Source organism: Aquimarina hainanensis (assembly GCF_042684685.1).
In the GTDB taxonomy this organism is placed as follows: Bacteria; Bacteroidota; Bacteroidia; order Flavobacteriales; family Flavobacteriaceae; genus Aquimarina; species Aquimarina hainanensis.
Genome location: NZ_JBHULX010000030.1, coordinates 71,809 through 96,721, shown reverse-complemented (window position 1 = coordinate 96,721; position 24,913 = coordinate 71,809). Strand labels below are relative to the sequence as shown.

The 24,913-nt window shown below is 31.9% G+C and carries 25 protein-coding genes and 1 tRNA gene; 5 read left to right on the top strand and 21 right to left on the bottom strand.

The genetic code is table 11. The features are described from left to right. Positions 1-174: 174 nt before the first annotated feature. Positions 175-1,038 (bottom strand): M57 family metalloprotease, encoded by an 864-nt coding sequence (locus ACFSTE_RS14750; protein WP_378253624.1) that lies wholly within the window; start codon positions 1,036-1,038, stop codon positions 175-177. Positions 1,039-1,223: 185 nt separating this feature from the next. Here ACFSTE_RS14750 and ACFSTE_RS14745 point away from each other — a divergent pair, with 185 nt between their 5' ends. The 4 genes from ACFSTE_RS14745 to ACFSTE_RS14730 all read left to right on the top strand — a co-directional run bounded on the left by ACFSTE_RS14745 (position 1,224) and on the right by ACFSTE_RS14730 (position 5,082). Next, positions 1,224-3,113 (top strand): tetratricopeptide repeat-containing sensor histidine kinase, encoded by a 1,890-nt coding sequence (locus ACFSTE_RS14745; RefSeq protein ID WP_176027071.1) that lies wholly within the window; start codon positions 1,224-1,226, stop codon positions 3,111-3,113. 7 nt (positions 3,114-3,120) lie between these two features. Continuing rightward, positions 3,121-3,870 carry a LytR/AlgR family response regulator transcription factor gene (locus tag ACFSTE_RS14740; RefSeq protein WP_176027072.1) on the top strand — a complete coding sequence of 250 codons (750 nt, stop codon included), beginning with the start codon at positions 3,121-3,123 and terminating at the stop codon, positions 3,868-3,870. 45 nt (positions 3,871-3,915) lie between these two features. Beyond that, positions 3,916-4,071, top strand: coding sequence for an SsrA-binding protein (locus ACFSTE_RS14735; RefSeq protein ID WP_254884069.1), 156 nt, complete (start codon positions 3,916-3,918; stop codon positions 4,069-4,071). Positions 4,072-4,260: 189 nt separating this feature from the next. Continuing rightward, positions 4,261-5,082: a hypothetical protein gene (locus ACFSTE_RS14730; protein ID WP_378253622.1), complete on the top strand. Its 822-nt coding sequence runs from the start codon at positions 4,261-4,263 to the stop codon at positions 5,080-5,082. A 70-nt stretch (positions 5,083-5,152) separates the two neighbouring features. On the opposite strand, the gene ACFSTE_RS14725 is transcribed toward ACFSTE_RS14730, so the two are convergent. Continuing rightward, on the bottom strand, positions 5,153-5,665 hold the full coding sequence (locus ACFSTE_RS14725; protein WP_378253620.1) for an adenine phosphoribosyltransferase: 513 nt from the start codon (positions 5,663-5,665) through the stop codon (positions 5,153-5,155). A 126-nt stretch (positions 5,666-5,791) separates the two neighbouring features. Here ACFSTE_RS14725 and ACFSTE_RS14720 point away from each other — a divergent pair. Continuing rightward, positions 5,792-5,865 (top strand) — tRNA-Arg (locus tag ACFSTE_RS14720). A 98-nt stretch (positions 5,866-5,963) separates the two neighbouring features. On the opposite strand, the gene ACFSTE_RS14715 is transcribed toward ACFSTE_RS14720, so the two are convergent. The 19 genes from ACFSTE_RS14715 to ACFSTE_RS14625 all read right to left on the bottom strand — a co-directional run bounded on the left by ACFSTE_RS14715 (position 5,964) and on the right by ACFSTE_RS14625 (position 24,164). After that, positions 5,964-6,722 (bottom strand): MAE_28990/MAE_18760 family HEPN-like nuclease, encoded by a 759-nt coding sequence (locus tag ACFSTE_RS14715; RefSeq protein WP_378298221.1) that lies wholly within the window; start codon positions 6,720-6,722, stop codon positions 5,964-5,966. Then, the gene (locus tag ACFSTE_RS14710) at positions 6,719-7,816 is read right to left on the bottom strand and encodes a DUF262 domain-containing protein (RefSeq protein ID WP_378253616.1); all 1,098 of its coding nucleotides are present in this window, start codon (positions 7,814-7,816) and stop codon (positions 6,719-6,721) included. The genes ACFSTE_RS14715 and ACFSTE_RS14710 overlap by 4 nt, the downstream gene beginning before the upstream one ends. A gap of 16 nt (positions 7,817-7,832) precedes the next feature. Next, positions 7,833-8,801, bottom strand: a complete 969-nt coding sequence (locus ACFSTE_RS14705; protein WP_378253614.1) for a BsuBI/PstI family type II restriction endonuclease — start codon at positions 8,799-8,801, stop codon at positions 7,833-7,835. Then, positions 8,770-10,368: an Eco57I restriction-modification methylase domain-containing protein gene (locus tag ACFSTE_RS14700; protein WP_378253612.1), complete on the bottom strand. Its 1,599-nt coding sequence runs from the start codon at positions 10,366-10,368 to the stop codon at positions 8,770-8,772. Before ACFSTE_RS14700 ends, ACFSTE_RS14705 begins: the two co-directional genes overlap by 32 nt. A gap of 203 nt (positions 10,369-10,571) precedes the next feature. Beyond that, a complete protein-coding gene (locus ACFSTE_RS14695; RefSeq protein ID WP_378253610.1) occupies positions 10,572-12,215 on the bottom strand; it encodes a hypothetical protein in 1,644 nt (547 codons plus the stop codon). A gap of 13 nt (positions 12,216-12,228) precedes the next feature. Beyond that, positions 12,229-13,446 (bottom strand): hypothetical protein, encoded by a 1,218-nt coding sequence (locus ACFSTE_RS14690; protein ID WP_378298219.1) that lies wholly within the window; start codon positions 13,444-13,446, stop codon positions 12,229-12,231. A 217-nt stretch (positions 13,447-13,663) separates the two neighbouring features. Then, a complete protein-coding gene (locus tag ACFSTE_RS14685; protein ID WP_378253606.1) occupies positions 13,664-14,194 on the bottom strand; it encodes a metallophosphoesterase in 531 nt (176 codons plus the stop codon). Positions 14,195-14,199: 5 nt separating this feature from the next. After that, complete coding sequence (locus ACFSTE_RS14680; protein ID WP_378253604.1) at positions 14,200-14,910, bottom strand: hypothetical protein; 711 nt, start codon at positions 14,908-14,910, stop codon at positions 14,200-14,202. Positions 14,911-14,952: 42 nt separating this feature from the next. Beyond that, positions 14,953-15,090 (bottom strand): hypothetical protein, encoded by a 138-nt coding sequence (locus ACFSTE_RS14675; protein ID WP_378253603.1) that lies wholly within the window; start codon positions 15,088-15,090, stop codon positions 14,953-14,955. A gap of 256 nt (positions 15,091-15,346) precedes the next feature. After that, positions 15,347-16,420 carry a hypothetical protein gene (locus ACFSTE_RS14670; RefSeq protein ID WP_378298218.1) on the bottom strand — a complete coding sequence of 358 codons (1,074 nt, stop codon included), beginning with the start codon at positions 16,418-16,420 and terminating at the stop codon, positions 15,347-15,349. A 13-nt stretch (positions 16,421-16,433) separates the two neighbouring features. Next, entirely contained in the window at positions 16,434-16,973 is a 540-nt protein-coding gene (locus ACFSTE_RS14665; RefSeq protein ID WP_378253597.1) for a conjugal transfer protein TraO, read from the bottom strand. A gap of 12 nt (positions 16,974-16,985) precedes the next feature. After that, a complete protein-coding gene (locus ACFSTE_RS14660) occupies positions 16,986-18,659 on the bottom strand; it encodes a type IV secretory system conjugative DNA transfer family protein (RefSeq protein WP_378253595.1) in 1,674 nt (557 codons plus the stop codon). Next, complete coding sequence (locus tag ACFSTE_RS14655; RefSeq protein WP_378253593.1) at positions 18,649-19,500, bottom strand: DUF5712 family protein; 852 nt, start codon at positions 19,498-19,500, stop codon at positions 18,649-18,651. Before ACFSTE_RS14655 ends, ACFSTE_RS14660 begins: the two co-directional genes overlap by 11 nt. Further along, a complete protein-coding gene (locus tag ACFSTE_RS14650) occupies positions 19,497-19,901 on the bottom strand; it encodes a BfmA/BtgA family mobilization protein (protein WP_378253591.1) in 405 nt (134 codons plus the stop codon). The genes ACFSTE_RS14655 and ACFSTE_RS14650 overlap by 4 nt, the downstream gene beginning before the upstream one ends. A gap of 209 nt (positions 19,902-20,110) precedes the next feature. Further along, on the bottom strand, positions 20,111-20,890 hold the full coding sequence (locus ACFSTE_RS14645; protein WP_378253589.1) for a hypothetical protein: 780 nt from the start codon (positions 20,888-20,890) through the stop codon (positions 20,111-20,113). After that, complete coding sequence (locus ACFSTE_RS14640) at positions 20,887-21,312, bottom strand: helix-turn-helix domain-containing protein (protein WP_378253587.1); 426 nt, start codon at positions 21,310-21,312, stop codon at positions 20,887-20,889. Before ACFSTE_RS14640 ends, ACFSTE_RS14645 begins: the two co-directional genes overlap by 4 nt. Then, entirely contained in the window at positions 21,312-21,614 is a 303-nt protein-coding gene (locus ACFSTE_RS14635) for a helix-turn-helix domain-containing protein (RefSeq protein ID WP_378253585.1), read from the bottom strand. The genes ACFSTE_RS14640 and ACFSTE_RS14635 overlap by 1 nt, the downstream gene beginning before the upstream one ends. Positions 21,615-21,756: 142 nt before the next feature. After that, positions 21,757-22,929 (bottom strand): hypothetical protein, encoded by a 1,173-nt coding sequence (locus ACFSTE_RS14630; RefSeq protein ID WP_378253583.1) that lies wholly within the window; start codon positions 22,927-22,929, stop codon positions 21,757-21,759. Next, complete coding sequence (locus ACFSTE_RS14625; protein ID WP_378253581.1) at positions 22,926-24,164, bottom strand: tyrosine-type recombinase/integrase; 1,239 nt, start codon at positions 24,162-24,164, stop codon at positions 22,926-22,928. The genes ACFSTE_RS14630 and ACFSTE_RS14625 overlap by 4 nt, the downstream gene beginning before the upstream one ends. Positions 24,165-24,913: the final 749 nt, after the last annotated feature.

Sequence of the window (24,913 nt, the reverse complement as noted above, 5' to 3'; positions counted from 1 at the left end):
TTTACCCGCGAAGATACTATTCTTTTATTCAAAAAAGACAAGATTTAGAAAAGCTATTTTTCCTTACCGGATCAGCCGTTTTTGAAATGGAAATTCTTCCAAACAAAAAAGCAGCAACCCCCAATCGGCTACTGCTTTTTTTTCTTAACTATGATACGTCGTACACGCTATGTATTAATATAAATAGTTAAGGGCTACTCTGTCGAAATGACTCCATTCGCCATCTGTATTAAACGGATAACATGCATTCATGATCGAATTCGCATCTCCTCCTGGTCCCGCTGTTCCAGGAATATACACCAATCCGTCATTAGAGACTCCTTCATTACTGTTCTCTCCGCATGTCTTTCTTGTATCCCAATCCGTATGCCTAAATCCTATACAATGACCTATTTCATGTGCTAACAAATGTTCTAACTGCTGGTTACTTTCTCCAGTATTTGCTCGATTATTAATCCTTACCCGTGTAAAAGGATATCCATTTCTAGGAAAACCTGCAATCCCAGATGATTGGTTAGGACTCGGATTAATACTATTATCTACATATACGAGAATATCATTAGGTCCCCAGATTGTTCCAAAAGACAATTCGAATCGAATACTTAAATTCTCATTGTTATAATTATCTACTGCATATCGCAACCCTGTCTGAGCTGTATTACTTAACCCAAACTGATTGTTTCCCGTGTATCCAACTACTCGAATTATATTTGTTGCGGTTACTATATTATTAGTTCGATACTGTTTATTTCTTATTCCTCCGTGCAATTCCATTCCCATCAATTGATCATACGACATTAAAATATCACCTTCTATAACATACATTTCTTCCTGGCTCCCATCGATATCTGTGATCATACGTTTTTCTACATTATTAGGGTTATAATGCAGTTCGGTAATCTTTGCTATTACTTCTTTAGAAATTTCCCTGGATTCTTCTGGTGTAAAATTCGCTGTGGCATCTTTTTCACATGATACCATCATGGATGCTGCGATTGCTGTAACAGCCATCGCTTTCACTGACTTTGTTATTTTCATTAGATATTGAGTTTGTTTATGACTACAATATTAGGATTGATCAAAAAAAAATACTAATCAGACTACACCAACGGTAAAAAACAATACACAAAACACATTTTTTTAACAACAAAACAACATTTTTTTAACTAAATTTAATTTTAAATTAGCTAATTCGTAATTTTGTCATAAATTCCCCAAAAAAAGTGTCAACTAATCACTATTCTACTTTATTATATATACTTATAGGGTGTTTCCTTTTCCAAACAGCCTATTCTAAAAACTTTTACTCATTTCCTCTTCAAGACACTAAAATCGATTCTGCAAAGGCACGGTTAAGAAAAAAAATACACAATGCCAAAGAAAGGAATGATGCAAAGAAATATATTCAATACAGCTTACGATTACTAAGACAAGAAGTTCATTACGAATTGACAAATACAGATACTGAAGCTCTTTTTTCTCTACTGGATTACTGTGGAGAGAAAGAAAATATCGATTGTCTGGCAGAAACACATATGATGATCGCAAAGCAGTTCCACAAAGGAGAACAATACCTGGAAGCATTGGATTATTTCAAAAGAGCCCGGGAATTATCACAAAACAGTGATAGCAAAAATCTGAAATGGGAAATCCTAATTTGTCAGGGGCTTTTACTATCAGAACTCTATGAGTATAAACTTGCCAGAGAAAACTATATCGAATCTCTTAATTATTGTACAAATAACAAGTACAGAACCGCTACTTCTATCCTGAATATCTCCGCTACATATACTACAGGAACTTTGGATTCTATGGTATATTACTCCAGTATCGCTCTGGATAAATTCAAAAAAATAGATCCAAAAACCGTTAGCGGTCCTCACTTACAGCAAAACATCAAAACGAGTGTTAACAATATTGCTTATGGTTATATCAAACAGCAAAAATTATTAAAAGCAAAACGCATCATAGCAGAAAACATCGATCTGAACAAAACTTCTCACAGTCAATTATACTCTTTTGATTCTTTCTTTTTTCACACCCTTGGAGAGCTTCATTACAAGTTAAAAGAATATGATAAAGCCATTGAATACTACAATAGGTCTATCGATACAGTTATTCAGAATCACCCCGCTTCTAATACATATAGCTTAAATGATCTTGCTGAAATTTATGAGATAAAAGGAGATTATAAAAAGGCGAACGTCTACTTAAAAGCTAAAGAAAACTATGTCAAAGAAGTTGAACGATTAAACATAAAAAAAGAACTAGCCAAAACAGAATACCATCGTGTCCTGAAGAAAAAAAATCAAATTATCAGTACACTGGAGGAAAAAAACATAAAAACCAATAAGCAGGTTTCTAACATTAGGATTATTGCGATTACCACCGGGGTTTTTAGTCTATTTAGTATTTTAATATTCCTGGCTTTTTATCAAAAAAGCCGTTTAAAAATTGCTCAACTAAATGAAGAAATCAGCCTTACCCGACTCAAGTCCTTAAAATCTATGATGAATCCTCACTTTTTATTCAACTCCTTTAATACCCTTCAGAGTCTTATCCTGCAAAAAGATAAATTTCAGGCCAGCGAGCACATGCGTTCTTTATCTCAGCTGATTCGAAAAACCTTATTTAATGCGGATAGCCTTTTTATCAAACTCAATGAAGAACTGGAAATTCTGGAAACATATATTAAACTTGAAAATGAGCGATTCGACAATCAGTTCATCTTACACAAATCTGTTGACCAAACACTAATCAACATGGATCCAAAAATCCCATCCATGATTATTCAACCGCATATAGAAAATGCTATTCTACACGGACTTAGTCATAAGGACAAAAAGATACTAAAGATCCATTTCAAAAAAAAGGGGAATCTTGTGCAATGCATTGTAGAAGATAACGGGATCGGACGAGAAAAATCAAAAGAACTCAATACACTTAAACGAGAAGCACATTTATCGATTGCTTCAAAAAATACCTCAGAAAGAATTAATCTGTTAAAAAAAATCGGCTATAAAGAGACAGCTCTGCATGTTGATGATTTATATGATACAGAAAATAACCCGATAGGAACCCGGATTATTATTGATCTTCCTATCATTAAATGAGTACGCTATGAATATGAAATTAAAATGTATTATCATTGATGATGAAAAAATGGCTAGAAACAGCCTAAAGGTTTTATTAAGCGCCTATTGTCCAATGGTAGAAGTCATCGGAGAAGGAGAAGATGAGGCTTCTGTAAAAAAATTATTCAAAGAATTAACTCCAGATATTGTATTTCTGGATATCCAGCTTGGTAACAACAATATCTTTACTATTATTGAAGATGCTGATTACAGTAATTTTAAAATCGTTTTTATCTCCGCTCATGAAGAGTATGCCTTAAAAGGGTATAAGTACAATGCCATTGATTACCTGTTAAAACCGGTAGATCCTATTAAACTCAAGGAGGCTGTAGAAAAAACTGCTCAGATACTAGAAAAAGAAAGAGCTTCTCAAAATGAGATTATTGAAAACTTACAAAAAATATATGCACAAAACGGTCCGGCTCAAATCATTTTATCAGATTCCAGAGGGTCTCATGTGATTAAAGTAGATGATATTATGTATTGTATTGCAGAAAGAAACTACACATCAATCATCCTTAGAGATCAGCCGCAGATTGTCGTATCGAAAAACTTAAAATTTTTGGAAGAAAAACTAAGTCACCCTCATTTTATCAGAATTCACAAATCCAACCTTATCAATATTCACTACCTAAAATTGTTATGTAATGATGATGGTGGGCATATTATTATGAGTGATGGAAAAACACTTTCCATTTCCAGAGATAAAAAACGTATGTTGCTGAATAGTATTTAAATTTTGTACTAATATCGCACAACTAATCGACCTAAACACATTCTCATGAAATCCTCTTTTTTTAAAATATTGGCAGCGATCAACAAGACACTACTCCCCAGTTACACCAAAAAACGACTTGATCTCAGTAAGGCTTCAAAATTTCAACTCCTTATTTTTGGTTGGCGCCTTTATGTGACTAAACGGGCTTTACATCAATAACAGGCACAACAAGAGGCTCTAACACAAGTTAACACTATGTTTTTACATCTCAAAAGTGTATAAAACAAACTATTTATTCTCTGCATCTGCAACATCTTTTTAACCCGCTCGTATTTAAAGCTGTAAAGAAGATAGATACACTTTTATATCTTTTCTTTTTGATATCTTAGAATTATAAAAAACAACCGTATGAAAAAATGGATTTTAATAGGAGTCGGCTTAATGGGAATGCTTTCTGTTTCTGCTTTTAATCGCATTGCTACTTTTCCGGTTTCCAAAAACATTTCTAATGAGAATGAGATAACAGCGATTATCAATAAAAAAACAACACAAAAAGAACTGGATGATCTAAAAGCATTTCTTGCAGAAAATGATATTGAGTTAATCATTAAAAAAATAAACTTCAATAAAGAAGGTCTGATTACCGCAATCAATATTGTTATCCAAAAAGGAAGTTCCAAAAGTCACTATTCTTCCTCCTCAAACCAACCTATTCCAGATATCGAATTGGGTTACAAAAACGGAAATCTTTATATCACCAGCACCGGAATGTTTGACATTGCCTCATTTCGCAATCAATCACATACGGGAATTCCAGCAAAAAAAATTGATAGTTTATTAAAACAACACAACCTTTCTTTTGATTTTAACTTTGATAATGAAGATGGAGGTTTTCCTTTTGGAAATGGTGCTATTGATATACAACAATTAAAAGATCAGATTATGCAATCCATGCAGTTCAAAGAAGGTGATATGGAAGCTTTCTTTAACGGACAGGCAATGCATCCTTTTCAGCAACCACATCAAGGTCCAAAATACAGATTTAGAGATGACCCTTCTGTAGAGAAACTAATCATTATTAACGGAAAAGAAAGTAATTTTAAAACATTGGACACATATGCCAAAGAAGATAAACTGGAGGATGTAGATTTTTTGAAACCTGCTACCGCCATCAGTATTTACGGGGATAAAGCCAAAGACGGCGCTATTATCGCCACTTTAAAAAAGTAAGTATATATATTTAATATAAACTTCTCATAGCGATAAAGAGGTAGCATGCAAGAGCAGCTACCTCTTTTTTTTAATATTGTAAAAGTGATTGAATCGGAGCTTTTAATTTTGATCCTCCATCGAGAAATGTCAATTCCATTATAAAATTACACTGTACTACGATCCCTCCTAACTCTTCCACCAATTCACATACTGCTTTTGCCGTTCCTCCGGTAGCTAATACATCATCATGTACCAACACGTGATCCCCAGGTTGAATCGCATCTGTATGAATTTCCAACACATCTGTTCCGTATTCTAACCCATACTGTCTTTGTTTGGTTGTAAATGGCAGTTTCCCTTTTTTTCTTACCGGAACAAAACCGGCTTCCAGGCGTTCTGCTATCATACTGCCTAAAATAAACCCTCTTGCCTCTATACCGATCACTTTATCAATCGATATTCCTTCAGGGCTCACTGCTGCTAATCGATCTGCTGCAGCTACCAGGGCTTTGGGGCTTCCGAGTAAGGGGGTTATATCTTTGAAAAGGATGCCCTCTTTGGGAAAATCCTGTATATCACGTATTAACTGATTAAATTCCATAGTTCTAAGATTAAGCGCATCAAAGATACCAATCTGAAAATCAAAACCCCATATTATTTACTTCAAAAAAACACAAAAATAGTTTTGTTTGGTAAATAAAACATCCTATATTTGCCCCCGCAAAACGGCCTCGTAGCATAACTGAATAGTGCACTTGATTACGGCTCAAGAGGTTGCAGGTTTGAATCCTGCCGAGGTCACTAAAAAACTCCTTTAAACATTGATTTTAAAGGAGTTTTATATTTTTAGATGTCAGATTTGGTGACAGAATAAACGGATCACTTTAGAATCAAAAAAATTAAACAGACTCTATTTGGGAAAATAATTTTTCAAGCTCCTTATCCTTTTTTAGAGTATAAGATTTTCTTTTAACCTCATTAACAGATAGATAAAATTCATTATTTACATAATCCAATAATTCTTCTCTGTAATTATCAATTATAGAAAAAATAATATCTTTTAATTTTTCTATATCTTTTAAGGTCAAACTAAAATCTAATTGATTTGTATGGTCGAAAGGGCTGCCATGACCAATGCAGTTTCTATTTGCAAGAAGGTTACTATTTATATAGTGTTCTCTTGTTTCTATTGAAGTTTTGTAATCTAGCCCTACGATGTCTACAATACTTTTAAAAACTTTAGGTTTTAGGTTAGACTGAGTATCAATGATATCTTTATCCAAATCTTTATCAGGATCAATTTTGATTTTGAATCTTTTGTTTATTTTTTTTAGATAACCATTTATAAAAGATAATTCATTAGCTAAAGTTAAACTATCACTTTCTTCGATGCATCGACTAATTTGGGACTTCAGAACAATAGCAGTGAAATTTGAAGAAAGATCATTTATTTTTATTTTTTCTTCAGAAACATACTTTATATATAACTTGCTACTCTTTTTTATATACCCCTCCCAATGCGCATATAATAGGAGAATCAGAGATTTAAGAAGAACTTCTTTATTTGAGGTTTTGGCAAGAAGTAATAGTTCAGATATTTCCTTTTTTCTCCAAGCTAAATCGGTATCCAAATAATTTTCAAACTGATCATATCTCATGAACTAAAATATGCTTTTGAGAAGGAATTTAATTCTTTAAATCTTTGAATAGCTTTAATTCCTCTATTAGAATATGTGTTAAATTCTTGCTCCTGATACATATTTTTGATTTTTTCTACAAACTCTTCATTTGTTTTTGCCTCATGTAGATCAATATTATCAGCAATTCCAGCACAAATTGATTCAAAAATAGCATTAGAAAACTGACCTTCAAATGTATCTTTTTGGAAATTATATTTTTTAAAAGATGATTCTCCTAAATTGTCTTTAAGTAAATCTACTAATCTCTTAAATAGTATGATTTCAGCATCAAGATCAAAATTCTCGTTTTCAATTAACCTAGCAGTTTCCTTATCAATAAATTCACTTAGATGAGTAGAAGACATTCTGTAAGAGTCGTAATCGATTTCATTAAACCTACCAATGAAGTATCTTAAAATTAATTCCATATGATATTCTTCTCTAAGCTTTCTTTTATTGATAGAGATGATTTCTAAAAAATTAGAATATTTCTTAAGCCGATTGATTTTTTGATAAAAATCGGGTTTCAACATAATTATTAAGCAATTTCTTATTTCCTGCGGTTCTAAATTCAACCCACCCGTATTAAGTCTCTGAAATAATTCATATTGGGACTGAATACTATTTTCGGTAAGAATAATATTTACACCCAACTTTGATCTCCTAAAGGTTCTTTTTAAATCTGTTGGAAGGGTATTCCAAGTAAACCCTTCTAAAGACGGCAGCTTTCTTGTGGTACCTAATGTTAAAGGTCCAAGATCTCCTGATTTTAAATCTCCTGTTAGCTGTAATATGGTAGAAATACGCTGTACACCATCTACAATACTCCAAGTTCCATCCCCTTTTTGAGCAACAAAAATTGGAGGGATAGGAATTCCTAATAAAATTGATTCAATAAATTTAGATTTTTGATCTTCCTTCCATCTAAAAAGACGTTGATAAGCAGGGTCTAATTGAAGTTCATTATCTTTATAAAGATTAATAATCTCCCCTATAGACATGCTATAACTATCTGTTTTTATTATACTTTTTTCTCTACTTAGTTCATTTAATAGACTTTGTTCATCTGGCATTTATCTATATTTTAAGTTAATATGGGCCTAAAAACTTATGCCCATTAAAATGAATCATATGTTCAGGATCTTCTGCAACCCAAACTTCAGTTTCCCAAGAAATATCCGCTATATACTTAGACATCATTTTTCTATCAAGAAACGCTGTAACAAATACTAAGCCTGCTGTCGATCCTCCAAAAAGATTATTTAGTTCCTTATATCTTTTACCATCCACTGGTCCGTGACTGGTTACCGATTCGGCTAATATTAACCAATTTTCTTTTTCAAAATACAGAACAACATCAGGGAACTTACCTTTATCATCTATCTCAACTCCTAACTCAAGCATTCTGTCTTTTAAATAATAACCTTTTTTGTTCTCAGTATCACCTACATAAATAAGCTCTGCCCCTGGAACAAATTTTGGTCCAAACACTTCTATTATTTGTTTTATTAATATACTATGCTTTCCTGGTGTCAAATAAAATGTTTTATCTTGGTTTATCTTTAGAGGAACTTTACTCATATTTCTTGCCATAGCATATTGCTCAACTAATGTCTCTTTATGTCTTAGAAAAGCATCAAGATGCTTTCTCCACTCTTTGGTTCCATAATAAGATAATACTTCTTTAAGCTCAGGTAATATTTGATAACATGCCTTAGGGCTATTGGGTGGTCTATCTGGTCGATCTGGATTATAAGCTACCACGCCTCCGTCTACAAATTGATGCAATGTTTGTCTCCTTATAGCTTCTCTTGTATTGGCTGCATACTTTTTATTATAAAAAGTATTAATCCATTGCATTATTGGAGTTACTCCCATAAGAGGGTTTTCTATATTCTCCCAATTTTGGTCAGGCTTCAAATTCAATAATGCTAAAAATGTTAATGCTGAACGCTCATTAAGTTGAGCTTCTGGAAGCCCTAATTCTTCAAGTATTTTTTGTGCTTCTTCTTGTTTGTTTATATTTTCAGGAAACAAGCTCAGGTTTGAGTTTTTCATTCACGATTTTATTAATCAAATCTAAGTTACAAAATGAATTAGATAAAAATAATTCATTTCCAATTTCTTTGATTATTTTATGTGGTGGAAGGGGAATAAATCTCAATTCTGTTGCACTCACATTTACATTTCCATTGAGCATTCTGAAAAATTGATCAAAAACGTAACTGTTCAATAATGCCCCTAAACCAAGAATTTCAAATTCCTCTAAATCACCATCAGGGCGATATATATAGTTTAGCTTATTTTCAATTCCAATATGAGAAAAATCATCATTACAAAAATAAGGAGTAGCAATTAATCTGCTTTTATCATCTTTACTACTAAATCTCCTTAACAGAAGATAATTCTTGTTTTCTACTAATATAGACATTGATTTATTTTCAATAGAAATATATTGACCTTTTCCAGGTTTATCTATAGGCCAATTTAAATCCATTTGACTGACATTATGCAACCAATATAGAGGTGCTAGATTTGTATTTTTTAAGTTGTTATTCTCTTTAATGTAATCCTTTGAACGATAAGCAACTACTCTACCTGTTGATATTTGTATATTATATTGATTTAATGTTCCTTTCCAAGATCTAAAAAGTTCGATTATCTTCCTTTCTTCTTGATTTGTTGGGAGAAATAAAATTTTGTCTAATGAATCATATTCAATCACTAATTCAACGGGTAATTCAATTTTGTCAACATTATTTAAATCTGAAGTTCCACTAGACGAAGTGATTAAAACTGAATCTCTTTTTGGGTTATTTTTTTTTGGCTTGCATTTTAATATTACAGTTTCTTGCAAAACATTATCACGGCTAAATGTTTCTTTTCTAGACCCGAATAAGTGAGCTTGAACTATATCTATTTTATTAAAGAAGTAATTTCTAAAAACTTGAAAATAATTTCCAGAACTAAAACTTCTAGGTGTAATAAAAATCATCTGCCCATTAGACTTCAATAGAGAAGAAGAGATAGCCATAAATATTGAATATATATTTGAATGACCATTAGTTACTTTTTTTGCTACTATAGCTCTTTTGTCATCTTTAGATAATTTAAAATAAGGAGGGTTGGAAATTATAAAATCATATTTATTAAATGACAAACTATATAAATTAGATTCATCCGTAACCTCAATTTTATCCAAGACAAAATCAGCCACGTGAATAATATAATTCATTGACACCCCTCTACTTTCTAGCCAAACTTTCAAATAATCGAAAGTTAATTGTGAAAAAACTATTAATTCAGAATCAATCTCATAAGCTTCAATATGTATAGTTCTTAAATCACTGTTACGCTCAATAATTGATTCAACTAAACAAATTGATAAAACACCTAAACCACATCCTGGGTCTAATATTGAAACCTCATTTTTATTAATTTCAAATAAAGAAGACATATATCTAGCAATAGATAATGGCGTAAAAAACTGGCCTTTAACTTTCTTCTCTCCACTTGTACTATTAGAAGCATAGAACTCGCCTAGTCGATTTGCATAATCACTAGGTAATTCCTCTTGAATAGGCTGAAGTTTAACTTTATTTCCCTCTATTAAATCTAAATTCAATTACTCTATTTTTTCTCTCTTAAAAATTCAGTTCACCAAAAAACTAAAATAAATAAAAGACTTCAATTACAATTAGTCTTCATTCAAAGTTTATTCAAATGTTTTAAACAAATCATTCGATTGATGATATTGAATGTTAAATTTTCAACACCAACTATAGAAGAAAACAGATATTTTAATTCCCTATGTAAACAAAATTGAAATCATCTAGTAAATTCAATATCAGATTCCTTGAAATTAAAGTCTACAGATTGTAAAAAATTTTCATTCTTAGTAGTTTTAATATTAACTATATAGCTTCTTCTAGACAACGACTCTAACAATTGTTTTTGTTTAGTAATAACATCGGAAGAGGATAGCTCAATTAATCCATTACTATTCTGATCAAAGTTAAGATTAAAAGATTCCAGGCGTAAGAAGAAGGGTACGTATTTAATGTTATCTTCTGTAAATTTAGGCTCTCCGATTGAAGGATTATTCTCAAACATCTCAAAACCATTAGTGGGTAACAACTTTAAATCTTGATCTAATCTCATTGGAGTCATATTCTTATAGTAATTACTATGTCTTATTTTACCATCTATAGTAATGACCAAAGAGGTTAAGGTTTCTTTCCTTTCACCACTTGAATTAACCGCATTTGAATAATGAGGAGTTAGCGTAAGGTTAATTTTACTAAAAACATCTGAAGGCCAAACAATACTTTTTATAAATTCAGTGTTATCTGGAATGTTATCTAAATCATATTCATTATTAAAATAACAATTTTTAAGTGAGGTTGTACTAAGTTCAATATATTGTTTTATTTTTTCTTCAAACTCCTTAAAATATAACAAATAATCATCATACCTACTATCCTTTATTTCCTGTATTTGATTAAATGAATCGTATAGTTGATTTAAGTTAGATTGAACTCTACCTAAATAGATTAACTTGTCATTATTAAATGTAAACTCTTCTAAACCGAAAGGTTTAAACGACGCCAGTCTATACTCTACTGGGACAGAACTTTCTTTAGTAAAACCTTCAAGAGCAGTTGATAAATTATCCAAAATTTTACTTATATCATAATTATTAGCATTTGAAACTACAGGGCTAAAAGATTTTATTCCTTCAGAACCAAGTGCCGTATATTTAATATCTACTTTCCCATGCTTAGATAATTCTTTAAACAAGTTGTCAATATTTAAACGTACTTCGGAATCCATCGAACCAAAGCCAGTCATTTTTATATTTGATTTTGCCGCATATTTAGCAATTATATGTCTTTTAATTTCAGTTTCTATATTAGTCACACTGATTATTGCGTAAACAGCAGATTTCTTCGTTTCATATCTTACATAATGAGTTCCGCAGGCAGATCTAAATTCATCGAATTTACTTTCCGCTATTAGTTGTTTGAATTCTGACTTAAGATTTATATTTTTCAAACCGATTCTTCCATGACTTGTTTCAGCTTTTATTACAAAAAAAAGAGAATTAGAGATGTTTCTAAAATAGTTATCTAAACTAAAATCATAATTCACTGAAGCTCGAGCATTTATACCATCACCAAGATTTAAGCTAGCTTTTATATCTGAAAAATAAGATAGTTTGAAATTATTACTTATGTCTTTATGTGATGTTAAAAATTCCGTCGAAATTTCAGTTCTAACCGCTCCCCCATCAACCCATTCCTTTTCTGAAGGTGATAAACATTGTTGCTTGGATGCAAATATCCTATTTGGATCAATGTTACCACCAAGTTGTAGGTTAGCATTTGAGTCATATTGAATTGTAATATCTGAATCTGACTGTTGCGAAATAGCAGTATGAATACCTAAAAGAATTATTATTAAAATCTTCATTTCTCAGTTTAAATTAAAGGATTATATATCTACCTTGAGTTCTGTTTGGCATATTGAAGAAATCAGTTGATCTTTCCTCAACATATTTATAATTCGAGTGCCTTAAAGTTCCGTCTTGCCCTGAATCCCCCCATTTCCCATTCAAGCCTCTTTTACCAACATTACCAGCGGTTCCAGTATTACCACAGTCTCCATTATCTCCATTTTCTTGCCATATATTTGGTATTCCTTCAGCTTTTCCTTTTGAACCTCCACATCCCCTGGCACCAGGTTTTCCTCCTTCACCTCCTTCACCTCCTAAGCCAGGTTTTCCTCCGTTACCGCCTTTATATTTTGCAACTACTCTTTTATCTATTCCTTGAAAAAGGAAATCTTGGATATTTACATCACTAAAATAAACCTCAATTAGCCCACCATTACCTCCTTTTCCACCATTACCCCCGTCACCACCATCGCCGCCATTACCTCCATTGCCGGCATTACCGCCATTACCGCCATTTTTAGCACTCCTCCCGCATTCACTTCCATCACCGCCATTACCTCCTTTTCCACCATTACCACCTTCACCACCAATTCCTCCTTTTTGGCCATTACCTCCTTGTCCTCCATTACCTCCCTCAGCAACTACTTCTATTCTTAAGTTTGAGTCAAGTGATATTTTATTAAGTTCAATCAAAATATTAGAAGAATGAGTAGCATTTTCACCTTGTTCTCCGTGTTGCCCATCATTTCCTCTATATCCTTCAGAACCAGCTCCACCGTTACTACCAGATTTTGCACCTCTACTATATGGAACAAAGTTTCTAACGCCACAGCTAGCATCTCTACCATTAGAACCATTTGCTCCATTTGGTGCTTTTTGGGTGATTGGAGATGACTGAATACTATAACCTTTTCCATCTACACCATTCTGACCTCTAACACTATGAATTCTCACAAATCCCCCTAAATACTTTGTAGGATAAATTCCTAAATCACTTTTAGTATATACCAATCCATTGTTTGTAAATTGAATTGAATCAAATTTTATATATATTTTCTTTGCTTCTTCCGTATATATATTTTCCTCAAAATGACTGATTTCGACATAGCCTTTGATTAAAAGTTTTTGACCAGCCTTCCCAATAATACCATTTTCTTTGATTAATAATTTCTGTGGATTATTAGGATCATTAGAGCCAAGTTCAATGACATCATTAGCTCTGGTATTTGTAACTGAAAGATAAATCACAACGAGAAAGAAAAATAATTTTGTTTTCATATTGATAATTTTTAGTTAGAATAAAAAAAACCCAAGCCTAGATTGATTAATCCAAGCGTGGGGTTATATTGTTAAGTGCCTTAAATATACTTAATATTATTAATATCTTATTAAACCATAATACTTCTAATTTGGAAAAATTGCGCTTCAGTTCAGATCACAGAACTAAAAATTCCACTAAGCAAGATTAATTGACCTTTTTAATAATACATCTTACTTCCTCATAAGAAATAGGATAAAAATCGTGACAATCCACGCCTACATCTAAAGCAGATTTTCTATTAAAGCTAGTGAGTTTACCGTGAGAGTGCCCGAAAAGATGGTAAGAACCACTATACTTTCCTTTCCAAGTCATAAGAGGATAATGCATCATGACAATCAATTGGTTGTTTGCTGAATCGGGATTTGGTAATTTCAATTCCTGATAGTCTTTTATCCATTCAAATCGATCTTTACAATTTCTATTTAGATCATCGTGGTTTCCTTTGATTAAATGAATTTTGCCGTTTAGGCGCTCCAAAATTTCTACTAGTCTCCTTGACGCCATTAATCCGATATCGCCTAGATGATAAACAATATCATTCTTTTTAACCTTTTCATTCCATCTTAGGATCATTGTTTCGTTCATTTCTTCTACTGATCGAAAAGGACGTTTAGCATGTTTGATTATTCCTCTATGTCCAAAATGATGATCAGAAGTAAAAAATATAGTGCTCATACTAATTAGGGTTCTTTTGTAATTGATATTGATTTAACCTTTCCGTTTAACTTGTTCTTAGGGTTGTCCTTGCAACCTCCGATATGATTTCGATAAGTACTAACAGATTTCTGCAATTGTCCGCAATGAGGACAGGTAAGTTTTTCATTGGCTTCTTCCAGACTGTTTATAGTCCTTTGTAGGCTTTCTTTAGTCTTGGATAGTTCTTCTTTGGATTGTAAAAGGACTAAATCAGACTTATCTAAGTCTTTGAGTAGACTTTTATTTTTATCCTTTAGTCTTTCGTAGTCCTGTTGTTGTAACTCTAGGTTGTTGATTTGACTATACTTTTTTACAAATAAATCTGCATATAAGTAATCAATTAATCCCAAAAGCAAGCACATAAATACCGTAGTCAAATACCAGTTAAATGGTTTCGTATCTGCAGAGAATACATCAAAGAATAACAAGGTCATAAAGAAGCTACAGAAACCGAAGATTTCAGGAAAACCTATTTTATACTTATGTTTTAATAGATTAGAATTCACACTTGTTAGCAATAAAGGAAAGGCTACAGCAATCCCTAACATTATAGAAGCAAATAGCTTTAGATTTTCATTCATATATTCTGGCAACACACGATAAAATAGTACTCCTGCATCTACAATAAACGCAATGAGCAATATGAGCATCGGTATTAATATCGCTTCTAATGAGTTTAAAAATTTCGCTATCATTACACTTTCATTTTACTGATACTGTCTTGTTTTAATTCTGTGTTACGATAGAATATCCCTGCCAAAAAGAAATAAGAATAAAATGATGCTTGACATTACCAATACACATACTACAATTATTTTCTGGATTCTTATTTTTCTTAACTCTATTTCTATCTGTTCTTTTGTCATTTTCTTCATAAGTTTTCTAGTTTTATTTTTGATTTGCAGGGTTAGGCATTTTGGAAGTATGGAGAAATGCCTATACTCTGCGTTTGTTTTAATTAACTCTTTGCTGTAATGAGATACGAGTGAAAGCAATGTGTTAATTAAAAATATAATCACTCTTAATTTTGCTTACCGAAGTGAAGCGAACAAAGATTTCTGGTAAGTGACTGAATAGGCCTTAACAGGAATTTTGTGAAGCTGATCGAGATAAGTAAAATTGAGTATCCTATTAGTTATCATAATAATCAACATTTATTGATTTTTCATAAGTTGCTCCATTAGAGTCTCTGAAATGAAATGTTACAACACCTGTTCGAGGGGAAACAACACCTAATTGTTTAAGCAGACCTCCGTTGGAAATTCTATTGCCGATATTCCATTCAAACCCTTGAGGTATTAAATCATCACTACCATTTAAGCTAAATGCTAAGTTTCCTAATTCAACTGAAGTTATGTGTAGGTAATATTCGATTTGTTGTTCTAGATTATTTGGGCGTTTAATGAAGTATGTGAAATCTAAATCCCAAGTATATGGAGCTTCTAGAGGATCTGGAGTCATTGTAACTTCAAAGTCTGTAAGCAATGTCTCAAAATCTATTACCTGAGATTTTACAATTCCATTAGATGCTTCAACTACAAACTCAATATCCATATCCTGGACTTTTAATCCTATGTACTCTCCAAAAGTTATTCCTTCAGAAATAGTAAATATTCTATTCTGTAAAATTGCCTGATCTTCTGACTCCAAGTTTATTTTGGCTTCAACATTCTTAAAATATGCTTTATAGCTGAAATCTTCTGTTCCTTGTGTTTCAATTTTAATAGTAAAAGAAGTGCGCTCGTTAATATAATTTTGATCTTTATCAAAAAGAACAATAAAGTCAAAATCTGTTTTCTTAATATCTATTGGAATAACAATATTCTTGGAAATTCCATTTGATGCAGTAACTTGAAAAGTTAAACTTCCAGATCCTATTGAGGTCCCTGAATACTCCAAACTGATATTACCTTTTGGAATATTATTAATGATCTCTCCTTGATTATATTCAATCCCGTTTATGGAAAGTTTACCGTCTATGCCAGTATCAAAATACTCCATTGAAAAATTAATTTCCTCAGTTACTGGTTCTTCAAGTACTATTGATAGGTTAAGTTCTAAATTTTCATTAACCAATAAAGTTCCTTGATCTATACTTGCAGTTAGTGTAAAATTTGTTCTTTCTAAACTTTGAATATCTACTTCCAATTCTTCACAAGAAATCATAGATAAAGTTATTCCGATTAAGATGATTATTTTTTTCATGGTTCTATTGATTTTAAAGTTTAATGGCTAGTCCTAAGCCGATCATAAATTTTGATTTTGCGATTTCACTATTTGCGTGATAAAAATGGGTATATCGCCCAAGTACAGAAAAATGTTTGGTAATTCTTATATCAGCTTCTACAGCTCCATATCCTCCATAAACAACTCCATCTTTTGTTGTAATGAATTGTCTGTCTGATAAATCAATTTCAGAATCATCAATTATTTCATTGCCTAAAACTCCCCCAATACCAATCGATACAGAGTAAGAATCATTACTAATACTTAAAAATGATAATTCCGAGAAGTAGCCTACATTTAGGGAGTAGACTTCTATTGGGATATCTAATCTGGTAAGTTTCTCTTCAAGAAAAGAAGCATATCCTCCTATTTCAAAGTATTTGTTTATATCCTTTTTGGGATGAAAATGAAGGTTTGCCATTCCAGAATATCCGTTTTCTGAAAATCCAATTAATCCATTGATTGACGTTGTTTGTGCGTTAATTGAATAGCACAGCATTGCTGTAAATACCAGCATCAAAAGTTTCCTCATAGTATAAAAGATTTAAAAATTAATTAGGTTATCGGTTGGCTTATCTTTTTTGGTCATATTCAAAACTTCATCAACAATTCGTTGATAGTTCATTTTGAAGTATTCTTTAGGTGTTTTAATTCCGAAGGAACAAGTAGATTCACCTTGATTAGAAATCTTGAATTTGGTTTTTAAAAACTCCCTGGGCTTACCTTCTGCAACAATTCCATAAAACTCGCCTGTATTGAGATTCATAATATCAGTTACCTTAACACGATCTCTTTCCTGAATTGATTCGTTCAATCCCTTACTTTTGTTTCTTCCCAATTGCCAAGCAAGACCTCCTGATTTTCCTTTATTTTCTGAATTAGTAACAAAGGTTTTATCCTGCTTGCTGAAAATGGATTTAATCATTTCTGCAGTTTTCACATTCGTTGTTCTTCCGAAGATTTGTGTTCCAAGATTAGAAAGCAGTACTTGCGCTTTATCCTTGCTATTTTGATCTTCTACCTGACCAAAATCCTGTGCAGCATAGATTGTTGCAACTTTATTTGATCTGGCAGTTGCAGGGATTTGTTCAAACTTTGGAATATAAATAGTCGGAGCTTCGTCTAAAATGACTACACTTCTATGTTTACCAGGTTGATTCATTAGTCTAACAGCTGAAGATATTATTAGTGAAATAACTGGCGCATAAGTGCTGGAAAGTGTGCTATCATTCCCGATACACATAAACTTTGGGTTTTCAGGATCATTCAGATCTAGTGTAAAATCCTCTCCAGACAGAATCCAGAATACTTCTGGATTATTAAGAGTTGCTAAAGCATTTTGTAGTGTGGACATAACGCTAGCCACTAATCTATTGGCTTTTCTATTCATAGCTTGCTTTACACTAGACATCATTCCAATTGCTTCTGGATCAGTTGCTACCATTTCTAGTATTTTATCCATGCTGATATGCGAAAACAAACTTATGATGTGAGGGATTGTACAATACTCAGGATAGTTGTTTCTCATAAACCAGATTACACCGGTAAGTATACTTTGAGCCTCTCTATCAAAGTATTCTCGTTTTTTAATAGTCTCTGGTAATAGGTTATTGATAAGAGTTTGACTTAATTCAAAAGCTACTGCAGATTTAGTAAGATATTTGGGAGAAATAGGGTTTACTCTGCTGCTTCTAGAAGGTTTTTTAAAATCGACAAAATAGGTATCGATTTCACTATACTTCTGATAGTTTACAATTACATTTTCTGTTAATTCAGGACTTTTAAAATCATATAATAACCCTGCCATTGAGTTCTTGGCAGATTGATGAATAATAGGTTCTATAATACTTTTAGACTTACCAGATCCGGCACCTCCCTGAATATAGATCCCTCGATAAATATTCTCAACAGCAATTTTTCCTCTTTCAGTTTCAAAATGGATAGTTTCCGTTTCATTGATGTTCTTTGGATCAACTACTTCAATTTCTTTTATGTTCTTAGAACTATATTTTTTTCCATTTAGCAACCTATCAATCCAGTAGTAAAAAGGAAATATCATTACCAAAAAATTCACCAGGGGAAAGAAAAAAATCAAGACACCAAATGCATAGCGAATTTTAAAATATCTACAAACCAGATAGCAACTGTAAGCTGTCCAAGACTTGTACAAGAAGGTAGCTCCAAGTAGGAAAAGTTCCATTATTTCTTTATCGCTCATTTTCTAATTGTTTTAAGTTTTCTATTTCATTTTCTTTGACCAATTTTTGATAGTGTCTCTTTTCATCTGGAGATCCATTTTTTAAAGCATATTGCACTTCAAATTTTTCACTTAAACTTCTTTGATACTTGAATAATTCATCGAATGATTGCTCATTCATTTGAACCCAATGCATCCTGTCAAAACTGGCATTTGAGATACTCTTTCCATTTAATTGGTGATTTTTAGTATTTCTGGCACTTCGATTTGGACTCAGTCGAATCCTTTTTTCTTTATGAGTTCTACTCACTACAATGTGAACATGACTTTGTAAACCAGGTTTTAATTCACCACTTTTGGCTTTTCCTGAAACAACCTCTTGTTCCGTTCCTTTGTACCTCCTTTTATGTTCTGTTTTTCCGAAATACACTAAGTCATTTTCAGAAACCCCATTTTTAAAATTGGCGGCATAATTTTTCATGCTTTCTCTTGTATATTCACGAATAGACTGATTGTACCTGTCGAACTCTTTTTTACTCATTTGATCTACGCTTGTAATCCCTTTTCTGCCGGTAGCTTGTTCTGCTAGATATGTCAATTCCTTTTCACTAAAATTTAAGGTCACAGTGAAGTATTTATCTTCCTTCCTGGTCAATCCTTTTCCTTTTGTGTTTTCATCGATAGACTGGATTGCTTTTGTTGTAGAAATCATTTCTTGTTTTTGGTTGAAGAAATGCTGTTGTCGATCGTATTGATTTTCTTTTATCAATTCATTATTCTCCTTGTTGAGATAAAAAGAGTACTTTGTGCAACTTCCCTTACTATCTGCTGTGGTTTTATGTATAATTGATATAGGCATCATTTTAAATTTGATTTGATAGTTTCCAAAGAATCATTGATTCGTTTAATACTTTCTTTTACTTCCAAATCATTCTCTTTTACCTTTCCAAAAATGGAATTGAGGTTCTCTAAAAGGTTTTTAAAAAAGGTAGTATTTTGTTCTATGGATTCAGATAATGAAGATCTAAGTGGATATAATATTTCAGACTCCTGAGTTCTGAAAAATCCCACGATTCTTCGATCAATCACCTTGATCATTTGGGAAGGAGTTTTATCATTAATCAATGCAGGATCTTGTCCTGTTTTCTTAAAAAACAGAATCATATCTTCAGTAAACTTTCCTATAGGTCTGTTGAATTCATCGGATAAATTCTTTAAGTCTTTATGCGATTTTCCATTGATCACGATACTCTTTTTCATCATTTTTATATTTTTCACTACTGTAAATCAGTTTTTTAGACTATTTCTTATAACATTTTTATAAATCATTATAATTTCTAATTCTCTCTTGCCCCTTGATATTACTTTGATCAGCCTCGCAGAGCAAGTAGAGTTCACTGCGTTAGCTTGAACTCTACTTGCTATTCTAAAGAATACGCTCGGCGTTTCTTAGAATCGCGTTCAAAGGGAAATTAAAATCTTCGGCTCTCTCCATTTAGGGGGATGAAATTGAACATTTGATATAAGCGATCTTTGACCTGCTTACAGTAACGGTTCTCCAATTCTCGAATTGATAAATTTGTGGTCACAAAAGTCTTTGTTCCTTTTTGTTTAAAGTGGTTATATCGGATCTGCAACAGCCTATCAAAAAGATTCTCTTTTATACCCCAGGCTTGTACTTCTTTTTCCGTTCCCAAATCGTCGAAATGCACTTTGCCCTTACTGTATTTTTCAATTACAGATTCTGCACCTATTAATTTATCCTGCTTATTTTCCTTATTAAATTCATTCACTACTTGATGTACCGATAAATTCGAAAACCATAATTGTATCAAATTGTGCTTTCTGCTAATATTTTGAATGATATCGAAAATGGAACTTTTACCTGTTCCGCAATTACCATAAATCAATAGCCCTTTTCTCAATTCTCCATTTTGTACTTTTTCCTCAAATGAATAGTCATCAGCAAAATACCTACAGATCACATCAAAGAACTCTCTATTGTTATCATCGATTATAAATTTTCTATTCTCCTTTCGGAAATATGCTTTTCCTTCTTTCCAAACTTGAGATTTCATCCATTCGAGAGGTATTTGAACATATTTAACCGGTTCAGACTTGTTATGAATAGCATCAAAATATTTTTGAGTTTTGGCATTTTCTTTTTTTTCTCGCGCAACTCTTTTTTTTCTTTCATCAGGAGTTTCCAAACCCATCTGAATCTTAACTCTATTTCCTAATGAATTTTTCATTTCTTCCGGGGATTTGCATTAATGATTTTTGATTTTTTCTCTTTAAAAGAAATATTAGGTTTAGTATTAAATCTTGTAGTATTATCTTTCAAAATTTCTTGTATAGGCCTATTAAAATTTATTTGCATAGGCTTTTCAAAAATTGTTATATACCTATTCAAAATTTCTTTACTACCCTTATTCCTGTATATATGCCTTTCTATATACCCGTATGCTTCTAATTGTTGTAACCAATTGTTTATAGTTTGCTTGGATACCTGATACAAGTTTTCGAAATATCTATTTTGTGAATAACAGAACCCGTGTTTATTGCATAAGGAGGTAATCTCTGCAAAAAGTACTTTTGCTGCCGGAGATAATCTCTTATCATATCGAACAGGAGCAGGAATGATTGAGTAATATGAAGGTTCTATTTTCTCCATTATCTTCTACTCGATTGAACTAACCCTGGATTTTTCTGAGCTAACTTCAAAAGTTCTGATTTAGAAAAGAAAATCGAACGCCCAATTTGGTAATATGGCACTTTACCTTTCTTCTTCCAAGATATCAGGCTTGTTACGGATATTCCTAAGAATTTAGCAGCCTCTTTTTGCGTAAGTTTATCTTCCTCAGAATTCACAGGTGAATCCTGAATGATATCTGTTTTTCTGATCTCTGTAATTACCTTTCTAACTACCTGCTCAAGGTCTGATTTAGAAAAGCCGTATAAAATAGGACTTGACATAATTCAACAACTGTTTAATTCAAATTGATTTACAGTTGCTAAATTCAGTTTAAAACAAGCTTGAAAATTGCCTATTCCTTAAACACTATTTTAAAAAATTGATTATTAAGTTTTTACACAAAAACTAAAGATTTAAGAATTCCTAAATTCTATTCATTAAGACTCTAAGGTTGGGGAACTTTTTGTAATTAGATTGAAAATTTGATTTACTGGCAGTAGGAGTTTTTTCTATAGTACTTTTAGTGCCAAGTTCAGGAAAGTAATAAAATAGATATTCTGAAACTTCAGAAAATGAATTATTTATAATTTTTTGTTGTACAAGCACCCAAAAAAACTCTATTAAATCCTTATAGTTTCTTGGTAATTCAGAAAACTTCTCGGCATTCACTACCTTTCTTAAGCGTTGTTGTTGTTTGTTAGCAATGAATGTTTTAGAAACGAAATATCTGATTTCTCTTTTGTACAGACCTTTGTAAAGTTGAATTAATTGGCTTGCCAAAAAACTTTGACCATAATTATCATTTAATGTCAAAGTTTTGGAGAAGTCTTCTTGTATATCGATACCAATTGCAGAATTTCCTTCCAAAAATTCTTTTAATGGCTCATACAAATAGTAAACATTGCTGTAACGATAAGACTTTTGAACTCCATATTTATCAAATGATATAATTTCGTTTTTAAATATTTCTATTATCAGATTAGGTAAATTATATTCTGAGAAATCAGCTGGAGAAGATTTTTCAATACTTGGATACTTTGATGAAAACTTTATCTCTAAATCATTTAGTATTTCTTCATATTTATGGTAAATCTCCTTTGTTATTTTACTATGACCTTGCAAATCTGAATTAATTAAAGACAAGGAATTTGAAGTAAAGTAGTCTAATACACCGTTAAAATAAAATGGTTCGGTATACTTCAAGTAATCTGAAGGTAAAAGCTGTATTCCGTTGTTGAGATTATATTTAAAAAGATCATCAGCTGAAGACAAATCTTCTGAGAAAAGATTATCAAAACCATAATCAATTAAAAGGTGATATACTTTATCCAAAAGTTCTTCCTTTGGGATTAAGAGATCTTCTTGATCCATCAGATTAATTATAAACAGGAGTTTTTCAAAAAGAATATTGTCTTTTAAGTCATATAAAGAAATTAATTCGCTTAAAACAAATAGAAACTGGTACTGTGTTAATGATAAAAACTTTGATACATATGAGGCTATAAATAATTTGTTTTCACCCGTCTTAAATCTATCAAATTGGTTTATGACAAATTGTACATTATAAGTATCAATATTGACTTCTGATGTAATCATAATTTATCCCAAGTATTATCCATTTCTTGTCGTTTCAGATCCTCGGCTATTTTCACATATCGCCTAAACGATTCTTCTTTCTTGTGACCAGTAATATTGCGCACTACCATTTCCTTCATGCCAAGTACAAGGCTATTGGTAACAAAAGTCTTACGAGCCGTATGGCTCGTTATTAGATCATGCTTTGGAACTGTTTTGTCAATCCTTTTCTTTCCTATGAACCTGGTTATAGATGTTGGAGTATTAATCTTTGCTATCTGACAACATTCTTTGATATATTTATTAAACTTCTCTGTAGATATGGCTGGTATAGGCTCGTAAATTGTATCCTTGTACTTTTTCAAAAGTTGCTTTGCAAAATTGTTGAGTGGTATTTTATGATCAATAGTTTTAGTCTTTTTAATATTCAACTTCAAATGATCATCATATACATTAGAAATTCTTAATTGTTTGATGTCAGAAAAACGAAGTCCTGTAAAGCATCCAAAGCAATAGGTATCTTTTACGTGCTCTAATCGTTGAGAATCGAATTTATGATTAAAGAGTTGCATTAGTTCATCCATCGTTAAATAGATTACTTCTATTTCTTGTTCCGGAGCTTTAAATTTTCTGAAATTCAAATTTTCGTGATATCCTCGATCATACGACCAATTCATAAAAGTCTTTAAAACTGAAATAAGCTTCGAGAAATAATTATTTAGCGTATTCTTATGCTCGAATGCATAATCTCGAAACTTCTCAAAGAAATCAACTGTAATAGTATCAAACCGCAGCGGATAATCTTCATATTCAGAAAAATCCTTATAGAAATTTAATGCAGTTCTGTAACGCCGTAGTGTGCCGTCTGTTTTAATATTTTTACCCTTCTCAATGAACTCTTCAAAACTTGGAAAGAACTCATTGGTAAGATTCACCGCTTCTAAGCCAGAATTTAATTTATCTAATACAAATTCTTTGGTAGGCTTAATCCCATTCAAATGTATGTACCTAAAAAGCTGCTTAAACTGGCTATCAAGATCATCAATAGTTTTGTTATATTCTACATGAAAGTTATATTCTTCAGATTTAAGAGAAGCTTTAACTCTTTGTTCTTTCTTTTTCCAATGAGAGGGTAAACACTTCACTCCTTTTACTTGTTTACGTATTCTTTGATTGTTCAACGTCAAACTATAGTAAATTGGAGCCAATCCTTTTTTATCTAACTTGTTTGCAACTAAATAGAATGAAACTTGCATTAATATTTAAATAGGTTAAAATTGATTAAATTGGTGTCATTTTTGGTGACACTTTTAATGTGAAAATTAATAAAATATGATTTAATCACATTTCAATTAACCCAAATATAATGATTAATAAGTAGTTAAACAGGTTAAATTTAATTTAAAAATAAAGGTACTCCTGCCGAGGTCTCAAAGTATTAAAAGCCAGACAATATTGTCTGGCTTTTTTTGATTGTTGCTTTTGTATTTATTTTTTAAAAATTTCATTAGATATTGTATTGCTTATTTCGTGTATTCTCTCCGTATTGCAATAGTTAATATAAAAATTGATATTCTGACATAACTTCACTCCATCACTTGCTGGAATGAGATAAATGTATTGATGCTTTGATCTTCTCCAAAACCTTTTTATCCACCTGTTATCTGTAATCCTTTCTTTTCCATTCCATAGAAACCTTTACCCTTTATGCAAAATGAAATTTGCCCATTTATGTGTGGCAAACCACATTCCCCGATCAAAATTGATAATCTCAGGTTTTCCATGCTTTTTTATCCTCTCTTGGAAAACATTAACACAATGTTGGGTTTCTTAATTATTTGAAATATTCGTCTAACGATCTTTCTTGAACCCCCTAGATAATAGCAGTACTGTACATGAATCCCTGGGGCATGAGTACATAAATAATATCAATGTCATTTATTCTTATAGAGAATATTCACCAGGCATATCCAAACTTAGCGTTAGTATTTTTTAATACTATTTT

Bases quoted from the DNA above. Each gene is read 5' to 3' on its own strand.
- ACFSTE_RS14750 (WP_378253624.1), bottom strand. From the start codon at position 1,038: ATGAAAATAACAAAGTCAGTGAAAGCGATGGCTGTTACAGCAATCGCA.
- ACFSTE_RS14740 (WP_176027072.1), top strand. From the start codon at position 3,121: ATGAATATGAAATTAAAATGTATTATCATTGATGATGAAAAAATGGCT.
- ACFSTE_RS14735 (WP_254884069.1), top strand. From the start codon at position 3,916: ATGAAATCCTCTTTTTTTAAAATATTGGCAGCGATCAACAAGACACTA.
- ACFSTE_RS14730 (WP_378253622.1), top strand. From the start codon at position 4,261: ATGAAAAAATGGATTTTAATAGGAGTCGGCTTAATGGGAATGCTTTCT.
- ACFSTE_RS14725 (WP_378253620.1), bottom strand. From the start codon at position 5,665: ATGGAATTTAATCAGTTAATACGTGATATACAGGATTTTCCCAAAGAG.
- ACFSTE_RS14715 (WP_378298221.1), bottom strand. From the start codon at position 6,722: ATGAGATATGATCAGTTTGAAAATTATTTGGATACCGATTTAGCTTGG.
- ACFSTE_RS14710 (WP_378253616.1), bottom strand. From the start codon at position 7,816: ATGCCAGATGAACAAAGTCTATTAAATGAACTAAGTAGAGAAAAAAGT.
- ACFSTE_RS14705 (WP_378253614.1), bottom strand. From the start codon at position 8,801: ATGAAAAACTCAAACCTGAGCTTGTTTCCTGAAAATATAAACAAACAA.
- ACFSTE_RS14695 (WP_378253610.1), bottom strand. From the start codon at position 12,215: ATGAAGATTTTAATAATAATTCTTTTAGGTATTCATACTGCTATTTCG.
- ACFSTE_RS14685 (WP_378253606.1), bottom strand. From the start codon at position 14,194: ATGAGCACTATATTTTTTACTTCTGATCATCATTTTGGACATAGAGGA.
- ACFSTE_RS14680 (WP_378253604.1), bottom strand. From the start codon at position 14,910: ATGATAGCGAAATTTTTAAACTCATTAGAAGCGATATTAATACCGATG.
- ACFSTE_RS14675 (WP_378253603.1), bottom strand. From the start codon at position 15,090: ATGAAGAAAATGACAAAAGAACAGATAGAAATAGAGTTAAGAAAAATA.
- ACFSTE_RS14670 (WP_378298218.1), bottom strand. From the start codon at position 16,420: ATGAAAAAAATAATCATCTTAATCGGAATAACTTTATCTATGATTTCT.
- ACFSTE_RS14665 (WP_378253597.1), bottom strand. From the start codon at position 16,973: ATGAGGAAACTTTTGATGCTGGTATTTACAGCAATGCTGTGCTATTCA.
- ACFSTE_RS14660 (WP_378253595.1), bottom strand. From the start codon at position 18,659: ATGAGCGATAAAGAAATAATGGAACTTTTCCTACTTGGAGCTACCTTC.
- ACFSTE_RS14655 (WP_378253593.1), bottom strand. From the start codon at position 19,500: ATGATGCCTATATCAATTATACATAAAACCACAGCAGATAGTAAGGGA.
- ACFSTE_RS14650 (WP_378253591.1), bottom strand. From the start codon at position 19,901: ATGATGAAAAAGAGTATCGTGATCAATGGAAAATCGCATAAAGACTTA.
- ACFSTE_RS14645 (WP_378253589.1), bottom strand. From the start codon at position 20,890: ATGAAAAATTCATTAGGAAATAGAGTTAAGATTCAGATGGGTTTGGAA.
- ACFSTE_RS14640 (WP_378253587.1), bottom strand. From the start codon at position 21,312: ATGGAGAAAATAGAACCTTCATATTACTCAATCATTCCTGCTCCTGTT.
- ACFSTE_RS14635 (WP_378253585.1), bottom strand. From the start codon at position 21,614: ATGTCAAGTCCTATTTTATACGGCTTTTCTAAATCAGACCTTGAGCAG.
- ACFSTE_RS14630 (WP_378253583.1), bottom strand. From the start codon at position 22,929: ATGATTACATCAGAAGTCAATATTGATACTTATAATGTACAATTTGTC.
- ACFSTE_RS14625 (WP_378253581.1), bottom strand. From the start codon at position 24,164: ATGCAAGTTTCATTCTATTTAGTTGCAAACAAGTTAGATAAAAAAGGA.